Source organism: Streptomyces sp. NPDC048192 (assembly GCF_043202415.1).
Classification (GTDB): Bacteria; Actinomycetota; Actinomycetes; order Streptomycetales; family Streptomycetaceae; genus Streptomyces.
The window spans coordinates 57999-71154 of record NZ_JBIDAL010000001.1 but is presented as its reverse complement, the minus strand read 5'-3'; the positions used below and the strand labels follow the sequence as shown (position 1 = coordinate 71154).

11 protein-coding genes are annotated in these 13156 nt (G+C 72.5%); 3 read left to right on the top strand and 8 right to left on the bottom strand.

Annotation, left to right across the window (positions count from 1 at the left end):
* Positions 1 to 23: 23 nt before the first annotated feature.
* Genes ACGFZN_RS00290 through ACGFZN_RS00280 form a run of 3 tightly spaced genes read right to left on the bottom strand, consistent with a single transcriptional unit; the run spans position 24 to position 3106 of the window.
* Positions 24 to 929: a carbohydrate ABC transporter permease gene (locus ACGFZN_RS00290; protein WP_393856191.1), complete on the bottom strand. Its 906-nt coding sequence runs from the start codon at positions 927 to 929 to the stop codon at positions 24 to 26.
* A complete protein-coding gene (locus ACGFZN_RS00285; protein WP_393856190.1) occupies positions 926 to 1813 on the bottom strand; it encodes a carbohydrate ABC transporter permease in 888 nt (295 codons plus the stop codon). Before ACGFZN_RS00285 ends, ACGFZN_RS00290 begins: the two co-directional genes overlap by 4 nt.
* Positions 1814 to 1819: 6 nt before the next feature.
* Entirely contained in the window at positions 1820 to 3106 is a 1287-nt protein-coding gene (locus ACGFZN_RS00280) for an ABC transporter substrate-binding protein (RefSeq protein WP_393856189.1), read from the bottom strand.
* A gap of 220 nt (positions 3107 to 3326) precedes the next feature.
* Here ACGFZN_RS00280 and ACGFZN_RS00275 point away from each other — a divergent pair, with 220 nt between their 5' ends.
* Positions 3327 to 4379: a LacI family DNA-binding transcriptional regulator gene (locus ACGFZN_RS00275; RefSeq protein WP_393856188.1), complete on the top strand. Its 1053-nt coding sequence runs from the start codon at positions 3327 to 3329 to the stop codon at positions 4377 to 4379.
* Positions 4380 to 4440: 61 nt separating this feature from the next.
* On the opposite strand, the gene ACGFZN_RS00270 is transcribed toward ACGFZN_RS00275, so the two are convergent.
* The gene (locus tag ACGFZN_RS00270) at positions 4441 to 6777 is read right to left on the bottom strand and encodes an alpha-L-fucosidase (protein WP_393856187.1); all 2337 of its coding nucleotides are present in this window, start codon (positions 6775 to 6777) and stop codon (positions 4441 to 4443) included.
* 219 nt (positions 6778 to 6996) lie between these two features.
* Here ACGFZN_RS00270 and ACGFZN_RS00265 point away from each other — a divergent pair, with 219 nt between their 5' ends.
* Entirely contained in the window at positions 6997 to 8343 is a 1347-nt protein-coding gene (locus ACGFZN_RS00265) for an amidase (protein WP_393856186.1), read from the top strand.
* Between the two features lie 3 nt (positions 8344 to 8346).
* On the opposite strand, the gene ACGFZN_RS00260 is transcribed toward ACGFZN_RS00265, so the two are convergent.
* Both ACGFZN_RS00260 and ACGFZN_RS00255 read right to left on the bottom strand, forming a co-directional pair.
* On the bottom strand, positions 8347 to 8841 hold the full coding sequence (locus ACGFZN_RS00260; RefSeq protein ID WP_393856185.1) for a GNAT family N-acetyltransferase: 495 nt from the start codon (positions 8839 to 8841) through the stop codon (positions 8347 to 8349).
* A gap of 65 nt (positions 8842 to 8906) precedes the next feature.
* Positions 8907 to 9080, bottom strand: coding sequence for a hypothetical protein (locus ACGFZN_RS00255; RefSeq protein WP_393856184.1), 174 nt, complete (start codon positions 9078 to 9080; stop codon positions 8907 to 8909).
* 406 nt (positions 9081 to 9486) lie between these two features.
* Here ACGFZN_RS00255 and ACGFZN_RS00250 point away from each other — a divergent pair, with 406 nt between their 5' ends.
* Positions 9487 to 9840, top strand: a complete 354-nt coding sequence (locus ACGFZN_RS00250) for a hypothetical protein (RefSeq protein ID WP_393856183.1) — start codon at positions 9487 to 9489, stop codon at positions 9838 to 9840.
* 24 nt (positions 9841 to 9864) lie between these two features.
* On the opposite strand, the gene ACGFZN_RS00245 is transcribed toward ACGFZN_RS00250, so the two are convergent.
* Positions 9865 to 11358: an SDR family NAD(P)-dependent oxidoreductase gene (locus ACGFZN_RS00245; RefSeq protein ID WP_393856182.1), complete on the bottom strand. Its 1494-nt coding sequence runs from the start codon at positions 11356 to 11358 to the stop codon at positions 9865 to 9867.
* Positions 11359 to 11793: 435 nt separating this feature from the next.
* Entirely contained in the window at positions 11794 to 13125 is a 1332-nt protein-coding gene (locus ACGFZN_RS00240) for a wax ester/triacylglycerol synthase family O-acyltransferase (RefSeq protein WP_393856181.1), read from the bottom strand.
* Between the last annotated feature and the right edge of the window lie 31 nt (positions 13126 to 13156).

Genomic DNA, 13156 nt, shown 5'->3' with positions numbered 1-13156 from the left:
GTGTCCTTGTGGCGTTCGGGTGTTCAGCCCTTGACGGCGCCCTCGCCGACGCCGCGGAAGAAGTACCGCTGGAGGCAGGCGAAGAGGGCGATGAGCGGGGCTACGGCGATCACGGTGCCGGCGGCGACGAGGCGTTCGTCGTTGGCGAAGGTGCCGTGCAGATAGTTCAGGCCGATGGTGAGGGTGAACTTGGAGGGGTCGCTGAGCACGATCAGCGGCCACAGGAAGTCGTCCCAGGAGCCCATGAAGGCGAAGATGGCGACGACCGCCACCGTCCCCTTCACCGAGGGCAGCGCGACGCGCAGGAACCGCTGCCAGACGTTGGCGCCGTCGACGTAGGCCGCCTCCTCGATCTCGTACGGCAGGCTTCGGAAGGCGTTGCGCATCAGCAGCACGTTCAACGCGCCGACCGCGCCGGGCAGCACGACGCCGATCAGCGTGTTGTTCAGGCCGAGTTCCCGCATGGTGGTGAACTGGGCGATGACGATGCCCTCGACGGGCACGAGCATCGCCAGCACGAACACCAGCGTGGTCGCCCTCCGGCCGCGGAAGCGCAGCCGGGCCAGGGCGTATCCGGCGAGCGCGGAGCCGGTGCAGTTGGTGACCACGCTGGCCGTGGCGACCTTCAGGGAGTTCAGGGCGTAGTCCCACACGGGGATGGTGTGGGCGACCCGGGTGTAGTTGTGCAGGGTGGGATGGGCGGGCAGGAAGCTCGGCGGTGAGCCGTAGATGTCCTCGGTGGGACCCTTGAGGGAGGTGGACAGCTGCCACAGGAACGGGCCGACGGTCAGTGCGAGGACGGCGAGGAGCAGCAGATAGCGCCAGGCCAGTTCGCCCAGCCGGACGCCTCGGCCGTGCTCGTCGGTGACGCGCGGCTCGCGCCGCCGCGCGGCGGGCGCCTCGGGCGGTGCCTTCTCCAGGACGGTCACGACTCCTCCCTGCGGTCGGCGCGCAGCACCAGCAGCATCAGCGCGACGGTGACGGCGAACACGACGACGGACAGGGCCGAGGCGTAGCCGACGCGGCCGGTCAGGCCGGTGCCGGTGCGCTGCACGAGCATGACGAGGGTGGTGTCCTCGCCGGCCGGGCCGCCGTCGGGGCCGGCCATCAGGTACACCTCGGAGAACACCTTGAAGGCGGCGACCGAGGAGAGCGCGGCGACCAGCACCATGGTGGAGCGCACGGCGGGCACGGTGACCGTCAGGAAGCGGCGCACCGGGCCCGCGCCGTCCACCGCGGCGGCCTCGTGCAGTTCGCGCGGCACGTTCGCGAGCGCCGCCAGATAGATGATCATGTAGTAGCCGAGGCCCTTCCACACCGTGACGGCCATCGCGCTCAGCAGAAGCAGCCACTGGTCGCTGAGGAAGCCGATCCGGCCGATCCCGACTGTCTCCAGCAGCGAGTTGACCAGTCCGCGTTCGTCGAGCAGCCACACCCAGATCAGCCCGACGACCACGATCGAGGCGACGACCGGGGTGTAGAAGGCGGAGCGGAAGAAGGCGATGCCGGGGATGTTCTTCTGCACCAGCAGCGCGAGCAGCAGCGGCAGGACGACCAGGGCGGGTACGACCCCGGCGACGTACAGCGTGCTGTTGCGCAGACCGGTCCAGAACATGTCGTCGTGGAGCAGCTCGCGGAAGTTGGCGAGGCCGACGAAGTGGCCGGGCAGCAGGGCGCGGCGGTCGGTGAGGGAGTTCACCAGGGTGGAGACGAACGGGTAGAGCACGAAGGCGCCGGTGACAAGCAGCCCGGGGGCGGCGAACAGCCAGGGGCTGACCGGGAGCTGGCGCCGGATGCGGACGGGGGCGGCCATGTCCGCTCAGCCCTGCCGGAGCAGCCGGTCGGCGGCGCTGACAGCGTTGTCGAGAGCCTGCTTGGGGCTCTCCTTGCCCTGGAGGGCCTTGGCGACCTCGTTGCGCAGCGCGGTCTTCATCTGGTCGCTGAACAGCACGGGGGTGTAGTTGACGGCCGTCTTCAGGGACTTGGCGGCGGCGACGCGCACCCGCGTCTCGTCGGTGCCGTCCTCCTTGGTGAAGTAGGGGTCGTTCAGGGAGCCCGCGGTGCTGGGGAAGATCGCGACCTTCTTGGCGAAGGACATCTGGTTCTGCGCGTCGGTGACGAAGTGCGCGAAGGCGACGGCGGCCGGGGTGTGCTTGGTGCGCGAGTTGACCATCACGCCCATCACGTACATGTTGACGTGCCCGGTGCTGGTGATCTGGTCGGTGATGCCGATGTTCCGGTACAGGCCTGGCGCGTTCTTCTTGAAGTTGTCCAGGTCGAGGGCGCTGCCGGGGTTCATGGCGACGGCGCCGGTGAGGAACTTCTTGCCGGAGGACTCGGGGGTGGCGGTCAGCGCCTGCGGGTCGAGGGCCTTGGCGTCGTAGAGCTCCTTGTACTTGGTGAGGAGCTCGACTCCCTTGGCGTCGTTGAAGGCGAAGGCGGTGCCCTGCTGGTTCATCAGGGGGACGCCGTAGCGGCCGAAGTCCTCGATGGTGGGCACGTTGGCGAGGGTGGCGACCTTGCCGCCGCTCTTCTTGGCCATCTGCAGGGCGTCGGCGAAGAGTTCACCGTACGTCTTCGGCGGCTGGTCGGGGTCGAGACCGGCCTTGCGGAACAGGGCCTTGTTGTAGAACAGCGGGCCGGTGTTCAGGTACCAGGGGAAGGCGTACGTGCCGCTCATGCCGGGCACCTGGTGGCCGGCCCAGGCGCCGGGCAGGTACTCGGAGCGGTACTTTCCGGCGGCCTTGTCGAGGTCCAGGGCGAGGCCGGCCTTGGCGAGCGGGGCGACCAGGTCCGGGGAGACGTTGACGACGTCGGGCAGGGTGCCGCCGGCCGCGTCGGCGCTGAGCTTGTCGGCGTAGCCCTCGGCGGGCTGGTCGATCCACTTCACATGGGTGCCGGGGTACTTCTTCTCGAAGTCGGCTATGAGGCCCTCGAAGTACGGCTTGAAGTTCGCGCGCAGGTTCCAGGTCTGGAAGGTGATGTCGCCCTCGACCTTGCCGGAGGCGTCGGTGGAACCGCCGTCGTCACCGCCCGAGCCGCAGGCGCTCAGCGGCAGGACGAGGGCGGCGACAGCGGCGGCGAGGGCTCTGCGGGGCATGGGCACGGGGACACGGCTCCCTTGCTGTGTCGGGCGGTCGGGGGCGCCAGAGACCTTGCACGCGCCGTTCGGAGAAAGTCAATGCATTCTGCTCAACTAAAGAAATAGGCCGTTCATTAGTGCAGGTGAGAGGGGTCCGTCCGAGAACTTGCCGTCAACCGCTAATGCGCTTTAGGGTCTTGACGCTCAAGCGCATTAGCCGCACAGTCCGGAAGGGAGGGGAAACGTGCCGACCCGACGGTCCCCCGCACGCCGGCCCACGATGAAGGACATCGCCCGGCGGGCCGGGGTCTCCGAGAGCGCCGTCTCCTTCGCGCTCAACGACCGCCCCGGCGTCTCGGAGGCGACCAGGGCGCGGGTCCGCCGGGTCGCCGAGCAGCTCGGCTGGCGGCCCAGCACGGCCGCCCGCGCCCTGTCCGGCGAGGGCGCGGCCACGGTCGGCTTCGTCCTGGCCCGGCCCGCGCACACGCTGGGCGTCGACTCGTTCTTCCTGCAGCTCGTCTCGGGCATCCAGGAGGTGCTGGCCGAGCGGCACCTGGGGCTGCTGTTCCAGGTGGCTCAGGATGTGGCCGACGAGTGCGCGGTGTACCGCCGCTGGTGGGCGGAGCACCGGGTGGACGGCGTCCTGGTGGCCGACCCGCGCGCCGAGGACCCGCGCCCCGGCCTGCTGGACGAACTCGGGCTGCCCGCCGTGGTGATCGGCGGCGCGCCCGACGCGGGGCACCCCGGCCTGTCCACGGTGTGGGCGGACGACGCGGGCGCGATGGCCTCCGTGGTCGACGAGCTGACGGCGCTCGGCCATCGCCGGATCGTGCACATCGCCGGGCTGCCCGAACTCGCCCACACCCAGCGCCGGATCGCCACCCTGCGCGCCGAGGCGGAGCGGCGAGGCCTCACCGAGGTCCGCTCGGTCACCACCGACTACTCCGACGCCGAGGGCGCGGCCGTCACCCGTCGCGTCCTCGGCGACCGGCCCGTCCCGACGGCGCTCATCTACGACAACGACGTGATGGCCGTGGCCGGGGTGGCCGCCGCCGCCGAACTCGGTTTCCGCGTGCCCCGGGACGTCTCGGTGGTCTCCTGGGAGGACTCGGCCCTGTGCCGCATGGTCACCCCCCGGCTGTCCGCGCTGTCCCGCGACAGCGCCGCGTTCGGCCGCACGGCCGCCCGCGAACTGCTGGCGCTGCTCGACGGCAGTGCGGCCCGCTCGGTGGGGGTGCCGGTGCCGCGCCTGACGGGCCGGGGAAGCACGGCGGCCGTCCCGGACCACCGCCCCTGACGCCCGGGCGGGAGCGGATCCCGCAGCCGCTCCCGCCCGGTCCTTGTGTCTGCGCAGGCGTTCAGGCCCGCCAGTCGACCTTGAACACCCACACGTACCGGCCGGCCTTCCGCGCGGCCTCCGGTACGTCGATCACCAGCGAGCCGCCCGAGACGGTCCAGGTCAGGGGGCGGTCGTGGCCGAGCATGCTGACCTTGTCCCCGGGCCGCACCGGCACCGGCGCCTCGACGGTCAGCTTGGCGCCCGGCTCGGCCAGCGAGTGGATGTAGAACGCCTCGTCCGGGCGGACCGTGAACCGCAGGTCCTCGCCGAGCTGGGCCATCCGCGACCAGTACGTCGTGTCGTAGACGGCCTCGCCGTTGACCTTGAGCCAGGCGCCCGTCTGCCGCAGCCGCGTCTGCAGGACGTCCGCGATGGTGCCGTCGGCGCGCGGCCCGATGTCCAGCAGGAAGTTGCCGTTCTTCGAGACGATGTCGACCAGGCTGCGCACGATCTCTTCCACCGTCATGTAGGCGGCGTCCGGGGTGGCCTGGTTGTAGCCGTAGCTGAACGGATCGAGCCCCCGGCTGGACTCCCACTTGGCGACGACCGTGTCGGCGTACGTCGTGTACTCGGGCGTGGTGAAGTCGTGGAAGGCGATGCCCGCACGGTTGTTGACGGTCACCTCGATCGGACGGGCGCGGTTCTTGGCGTGGTTGAAGTACTCGGCGAGGACGTGGAGGCTGTCGTTCACGCCGCCGATGTCGCACCAGATGATCTCCGGGTCGTAGCCGTGGATCAGTTCGAGCATCTGCGGGGCCTGGTAGTCGTGGACGTAGTCCTTGCCCGCGGTGTATCCCGTGTACGGGACCGGCTCCAGGGTGTACGGGTTGCGCGGGGCGTGGCCCATCCACGGGTTGTCGGGGTTGAACCACTCCGGCATGGAGAAGTAGAGCCCGCGGTGGAGTTCGGGGGTGTACCGCCGGGAGGCCTCGAACAGCTCCCCCACCAGGTCGCGTTTCGGGCCCATCCGCACGGCGTTGCGGTCGGAGACCTTGGTGTCCCACAGCGCGAAGCCCTCGTGATGCTTGGAGGTCAGGACGTGGTACTGGGCGCCGGCGTCCCGGAACAGCTCCACCCAGGCGCGCGGGTCGAAACGCTCGGCGGTGAAGCGCGGGATGAAGTCGTCGTAGGCGAAGTCCTCGCCGTAGGTGGCGCGGTGGTAGGCGTAGGTGGGGTTGCCGGGGTCCTGCATCTGGTCCCAGTACCACTCGGCGTACTGCTTGCCGACCGGCGCCCAGGCGGGCACCGAGTAGACGCCCCAGTGGATGAAGATGCCGAACTTGGCGCCCTGGAACCAGTGCGGCGCCTGGTGTCCGGCCAGGGAGGCCTCGGTGGGCCGGTAGTCGGCCACGCCGAGGGTCAACCGGCTTGACGCCGAGGCGGCTTGGGCGCCCCGGCCGCGTACGGTCACCGTGCCGTCCTGCCGGGCGCCGGGGGCGGTGCCCGCGCGGTTGCGGATGCCGATGCGGACGCGGGCCTGTTCGCCGGGGTCGAGGCGGCGGATGCGGGCGGGTTCGACGGTGCGGGCGCCGGGGACGTCGACGCGCACGGACACGTCGTCGCCGGAGAGGACCGGGACCGTGCCCGCGTTGACGACCGTGGCCTCGACACTCTGGGCGCCGGTGGCGTCCAGCAGGGAGGCGGTGGAGTGGGCGTCCCGCAGGGCCAGGGCCCGTCCCTGCGCCACGGGTTGCAGGGAGAGGGCGAAGACGTGCAGGGACGTCTTGTTCACGGCGGCGGGGTTCGTCACCGGCAGGGTGACGGCGACGGCCTCGCGCCGGGGGTCGAGCCACACCTCCGATGTTCCGATGCCGACGCTGTGCTCGTCCTTGGTGCCGTCCGGCGTGTAGCGGTACGGCGCCGAGAGCGGGCCGCCCGCCGCGTACCAGTCGGTGCCGCCGAGGGTCGCGGTGCTGGTGGAGCCGTCGGCGTAGTGGACGGTGGCCCGGCCGGACGCGTCGCCGTAGCTCCCGGCGGTGAGGAAGACGGCCGACAGGTAGTGGCCGCGGGGCAGGTCGATGCGCTGGCCGAGCGCGACGACGTTGTTCCCGGCGCCCGCCGTGGACGCGGGGAAGTCGAAGGGGACACCGCCGACCTCGATGCGGCCGGCGGGGAGTTCCTCGCCCGGGAACGTGTAGCCGGAGCCGTCGAAGTCGCCGCCGCGGGCGGAGGCGGTGTCGATGCCGTCGTTGTCGTAGAGGGCGCCGAGCGGGACGGGCACCGGGTCGGGGACGGCGGCCCACGGCGCCTGCTCTCCGGCGGCGCGTGCGGGTGTCGAGGCGGTGAGCGGCAGTGCGGCCGCGGCGGTCGCCCCGGCCGCCGCGCCGAGGACCAGCCGTCTGGGATACATGCTCATGAGCGGCTCCCATTAACTCCGATTCATCGGATGTCTGATGATGGTGGCGCCGCGAAGACGCTGTCAACGGGGCTGTGGGCAACGCGAGTTCAGACATTGATCGGATGACGAGGGGCGTCAGGGAAACGGTGTCTCGACGTACCGCGGCCGAGCGGGCACAGTTCTCCCTGCGCCGTGCTGCGTACCAGCGAGTAGCCGAGGACCGAGCGAGGAGTGCCCGTGGGTGACTGGGCCGGGCGGAGTGCCGCCGAGATTGCCGCCGCCGTACGCGAGAAGCGGGTGACACCGCGGGAGGTGGTGGCCGAGCACCTCGCGCGGATCGAGCGGCTGGACGGGCGGATCGGGGCCTTCCGGAAGGTGCGGGCCGAGGCCGCGCTCGCCGAGGCCGACGAGGTGGGCTCGCGGACGGGTCTGGCCGAGCTGCCGCTCGCGGGCGTCCCCGTGGCGGTGAAGGACAATCTCGCGGTGCGCGGCGAGTCCCGCCGCGACGGCTCCGCCGCCACCCCCGACACCCCGGCGGCCGAGGACCATGTGACGGTGGCCCGGCTGCGGGCGGCCGGCGCGGTGGTCGTGGGCCTGACGAACGTGCCGGAGCTGTGCGTCTTCGGCACCACGGAGGGCCCGTACGGCACCGCCCGCAATCCGTGGGACACCACGCGCACCGCGGGCGGCTCCTCCGGCGGCAGCGCGGCCGCGGTGGCCGCGGGGCTGGTGCCGGTCTCGCTCGGCAACGACGGCATGGGCTCGCTGCGCATCCCGGCCGCGAACTGCGGCCTGGTCACGCTGAAGCCGGGGCACGGCGTGGTGCCGGCGGGGATCGGCGAGGGCGACTGGTTCGGCATGGCGGAGAACGGCGCCCTGGCCACCACGGTCGAGGACCTGCGGCTGGTCCTGGGCGTCCTCGCGGGCACCGGCCTGCCGCGCGCGGCGGAGCCCCCGCGCCGGCGGATCGCCGCGGCCGTGCGCAGCCCGCTCGCCGGGGTGAGCGTGAGCAGACCGTATACGACCGCGGTCCGGGAGGCGGCCGGGGTGCTGACGCGGGCCGGGCACCGGGTGCGGCGGGCCGAGCCGCCGTACCCGCTCTCTCTGGGGGTGACCGCGCTGACGCACTGGACGGCCGGCACCGCGGTGGACGCCGAGGGCCTGGACCGGGCGCTGCTGGCCCGGCGGACCCGGGTGCACGCGGCGGTGGGCCGGCGATTCGTGGACTCGGTGCGCACCGGGGACGGCCGTGAGCGGCTGCGCGCCCGGCTGGCGCCCTTCTTCGCCGAGCACGACGTGCTGCTCACCGCGGCCCTGGCCCGGCGCTCCCCCCCCCCGGCCGGCCCGTGGCACGAGCGCGGCTGGCTGCGCAACGTCCTCGCGAACACCGCGTACTCGCCGTTCACCCCGCCGTGGAACCTCACGGGCTGGCCGGCGATGTCGGTGCCGTTCGGCACGCTTCCCTCGGGCGCGCCCTGCGCCGTGCAGCTGGTCGGCCGGCCGGGGTCGGAGGGCGCGCTGCTGGAGCTGGCCGAGGAGCTGGAGCGGCTGCGCCCGTGGCCGCGGACGGCGCCGGTGGGCTGATCGTCAGCCGGGCTGTTCGAGCGACCGGTACATGATGTGCAGGCCCACCCTGCCGTGCCGGGGGTGGTCGAAGGCCTCCGGGACGGTGCCGAGGACGGTGAAGCCGAGGGAGGTCCACAGGGCGACGGCGGGGTTGGTCTCGACCACGGCGTTGAAGACCATGGCCCGGTAGCCCTGGGCCCTCGCCTCGGCCAGGACGTGTACGGCGAGGGCGCGGCCGATGCCCTCGCCCGTGCGCTCCGGGTCGACCATGAAGCCGGCGTTGGCGACGCGGGCGGCGGGCCCGCCGTAGTTGGGGGTGAGGTACGCCGAGCCCGTCACGGCACCGGCCCGGTCCTCGGCGACGTACACGCGCTTTGCGGGGTGCATCCACAGCGCGCGGGCGTCCTGCTCGGAGGTGTCCGGGTCCCAGGTGTAGGTCTCGGCGGCGGCGACGATCCGGTGCCAGAAAGGCCAGATCCGCGGCCAGTCGTCGGCCACGGCTTGTCTGATCAGCATGGGCGTGAGTCTGTCAGGTCACGCCCACGCACGCGGCTGCCGCGAAGGGTCGGTGGGATCCGGGGTCAGTCCACGCTGGGCAGGATGTGGGGTTCGGCGAGGTCGTCCTCGTAACCCGCGAGGCGGATCGGCGCCGACCGGGCCCACACGTCGAGGCTGCCGAGCTCTCCGGGCCGGCGGCCCGCACGCTCCGTGCGTTCCTTGGGGCGCTCTTCGCGATTCGTCTTCTCCGGTGTCACCGCGCACTCCTTATGTGTCGGTCGCCCTCGGGGGCGTCCGGTCAGTCTGCGCTCCGGCAGTCGGCGCCCGCTCGGGTCTGGATGGAAAGCCAGTCCGGGCGCGGTGGCGCCGGTGCGGACGGCGGGTCTGGGTGGGACCCGTTCGTGCTGTCCGCCCCTCCAGGGTACCCAAATGAGCGGCCCCGCGCTCGATCGGGAGTGCAAACAAGGTGTAACCATCAGAAGTCGTTTGGCCCCTCCATACCAGTCAATATGCGGCTATGTGCCGTCAGGCGCATCACCCGGGCGTGGAGCGAATCACCCGCACGGGCTACACGTGGCGCAGTTCAGGTGCCGTTGGCCGGGGCGCAAGCTCCTCATGATCTGCTGATGAGCGGCAACGGCTGTCTCGCGGAAGGACTGACGCATGGAGCTGCGCAGTGTCGAGGAGCTGATGGATCTGCTGTACGCCGGCCGGCACCAGCACGCGCTGCGGACCGCCGCGCTGCTGCGCCGCGGGCGCCCCGCCGACAAGGAACTGCAGGTGGCGGGGCTGGTGTACCGCATCGGCGCGGCCGAGGCGGTACGGCCGCTGCTCGGGGAGCGGGTGTTCCGGCTGGTGCGCGGGGACGCGGGCCCGATGGACGACGACGCGCTGCGGCTGCGCCAGGCGGACGAGGAGAGCCGTACGGCGCGCTTCGACGCGGGCGTCCTGGAGGACTGGCGCACGGTGCTGGAGCTGGTGGCGGCCCGCAACTCCCGGCTCGGCGCCGTCGACTGACGCCACGGGAGGTGCGGGGCCGGGTCACCACTTGCCGGGCGCGTAGTCCTTCAGGAAGACGCCGTACAGGTCCTCGCCCGCCTCGCCGCGGACGATCGGGTCGTACACGCGGGCCGCGCCGTCGACCAGGTCGAGGGGCGCGTGGAAGCCGGCCTCGGCGAGGCGCAGCTTGTCGTAGTGCGGGCGCTCGTCGGTGATCCAGCCGGTGTCGACGGAGGTCATGAGGATGCGGTCCGTCTCGAACATCTCCGCCGCGCTGGTCCGCGTGACCATGTTCATGGCGGCCTTGGCGGCGTTGGTGTTCGGGTGCCCGGCGCCCTTGTAACCGCGGCTGAAGACGCCCTCCATCGCCGAGACGTTGACGACGTAGGCGCGGCCGCTCTGCGCCTTCCTGGCGGCGTCGGCCATGCTCTGCCGCAGCTTGCTGATGAGGATGAACGGCGCCGTGTAGTTGCACAGCTGGGTCTCCAGCAGCTCCACCGGGGAGATCTGCTCGATGGTCTGCACCCAGGTGTTGGAGTCGACGACGTCCGGGACGAGGCCGCCGGCGTCGATGGCGGTGCCGTCGAGGTGCCGGGCGACGCTGGCGTTGCCGGCGACGAGGGCGAGGTCGGCGAGCTTCTGGGCGTCCAGGCCGCTGGTGCCGGCGGGCAGCGCGGCGATGCCGTCGACGGCGCCGGAGTTGAAGGCGCCGATGACGTGGTGGGCGGGGAGTTCACCGGCGGGCAGCGGGGCGCTCTCGCCCTCGACGAGTGCGGCGTAGGCGGAGGGCAGGCGGCGCACGGTCTGCGTCGCGTTGTTGATCAGGATGTCGAGCGGGCCCGCCTCGGCGACCTGCTCGGCGAGGGCCACGGCCTGCGCCGGGTCGCGCAGGTCGATCCCGACGACCTCCAGGCGGTGGATCCACTCCGCCGAGTCCTCCATCGCCTTGAACCGGCGGATGGCGTCCTTGGGGAAGCGCGTGGTGATCGTCGTGTGCGCGCCGTCGCGCAGCAGGCGCAGCGCGATGTACATGCCGATCTTGGCCCGGCCGCCGGTGAGCAGGGCGCGCTTGCCGGCGAGGTCGGCGCGGGCGTCCCGCTTGGCGCGGTTCTCGGCGGCGCACTTCTGGCAGAGCTGGTGGTAGAAGTAGTCGACCTCGACGTAGCGGCTCTTGCAGATGTAGCAGGAGCGGGGGCGCTGGAGTATGCCCGCGATCCGGCCCTCCTCGACCTTGGAGGACGGCAGGATGCCCTCGGTCTCGTCGTCGATGCGCTCGGCGGAGCCGGTGGCGGTGGCCTCGGTGACGGCCCGGTCGTGCGCGGTCTTGGCGGCGCGGCGCTCCTGGCGGCGGCGCTGCTTGACCGTGCGGTAGATGTGCGAGGTGGCCCGCCGGACCTTGATCGCGTCCGGGTGGTCGACGTCGAGGGTGTCCAGCTCCTCGAGCACGCTCAGGCAGACGGCGAGCCGCTCCGGGTCGATGCCGGGGCCGTGGACCACGTCCTCCGTGGCCATGGGGCCGTCTTCTGTCACCGTCATCGCGCTGCCGCTTCCCTCTCACCCGCGCAGCGCTCCGACTCGCGCCCGCTTTCGAACAGGGAATTTTACGGAGGACCGACCCCCGAACCAAACGCGCTCCGTAGACCGGGACGGGAAGCCGAACGCAGGCCGGGCTCAGGCTGCCGGATACGGGCCACCGCGGGAGCCGGCGGCGCCTCCGGAAGAGAGCACGGGGGGGGGCCGACGGCCGGGCAGGGAGCCGCAGGCGTACGGAGGACCGTTCGGACCGGTCCTGCCCCGCAGGCGTACGGAAGGCGGTCCTGCTCGTGCAGGTGCGGAGAGCGTGCACCCGGCGGCCGCCGGCGGTGGGTGTGGCCCGCGGGGGCCACCCGCGCCGGCGACGAGAGTCGCCGGCGCGGGTGGTGCGGGTGGGAATCCGCTCCCGGCCGGAGGCCGGAGGCCGGAGGACGGCGGTCAGACCTTGCACGCCGCCAGCAGCGTGGACAGTTCGGCCGACACCGCGTGGGCGAACCGGTCCAGGTCCGGCACCGCCTGCGCGTCCGCGACCAGCCCGTAGTGCACGTGTCCGCGGTACGTCGAGATGGCCACCGCCAGCGACTGGCCCGGCGCGAGCGGGGCCAGCGGGTAGACCTCCTTCAGCTCGTGGCCGCCCAGCCGCAGCCCCAGTCCGGGCAGCGGCACGCTGGTGACGAGGATGTCGAACCAGAGCCGGGCGGCCTGTCCGACGATCGGCCCGCCGAGCCGGTGCCCGAGGGCCGGGATGTGGTCGGCGAGCAGCGCCACCGCGCCGGCGCCCCGGTTCGGCCCCGCGTCCTTGTTCCGGACCATCGCGGAGCGGACGGTGCCGAGGCGGCCGAGCGGGTCGGGTTCGTCCACCGGGAGCCGTATCAGATAGCCGGAGAGCCGGTTGCCCTGTGGGTGCGCGGTCCGCGGACGGCGCCGGGACACCGGGATGAGGGCGCGGGGCGCCACCCCCTGGGTGCGGTCGCCGCGCTCCTCCAGCCAGCGGCGCAGCGCCCCGGCGACGACAGCGATCAGCACGTCGTTGACCGTGCCGCCGGCGGTCTTGCGCACCCGGTGCACGTCGTCGATGTCCACCACGACACCGGCGGTGCGGCGGGTGCCGGTCGGCGCGGAGGTGAGCGCCGAGACGGGCCGCATTCCGAGCGTGGAGCGGGCGAGGGAGGCGCCGATGTCCAGGGCCCGGCCGACGTCGGACAGCGCGCCCTTGACCAGGCCGGGGACGAGCCCCGGCAGCCGGCGCACGTCGGTCAGCAGCCCGCGCGGCGGCTCGATGGCGCGCGGCGCCCGCTCGGGCAGGTCCACGGGGTCGAGGATGCCGGCGGCGAGCTTCAGCGCGCGCAGCCCGTCGGCGAGGGCGTGGTGGAACTTGAAGAGCACGGCGAAGGACATCCCGTCCTCGCCGGGCAGCACATGGGCCTCCCACGGCGGCCGGCCGCGCTCCAGCGGGCGTTCCATGAGCCGGCCGGCGGCGGCGTGGAAGTCGCCGGTCGGGGCGTGCAGCCGTACGTGGTTCAGCGGGTCGAAGTCCGGGTCGGGTTCCCGGGCCGCGCCGCCGAAGGCGAGCGGCTGCCAGATGTCGCGGATGCGCAGGCGCAGCCCGGGCACCGCGGCGGCGCGCGCCGCGAGCAGATCGGCGGCGTGCGCGCCGGCGGTGGGCGAGTGGGCCCCGAAGACGCCGAGGGCGCCGAGGTGCATCGGGTGCCGGTCGGACTCGATGTTCCAGAACGCCAGATCGAGGGGAGCGAGCAGGTCGGAAGTCAAGGGCTTGCCTCACGCGTCGACGACGGGTGGA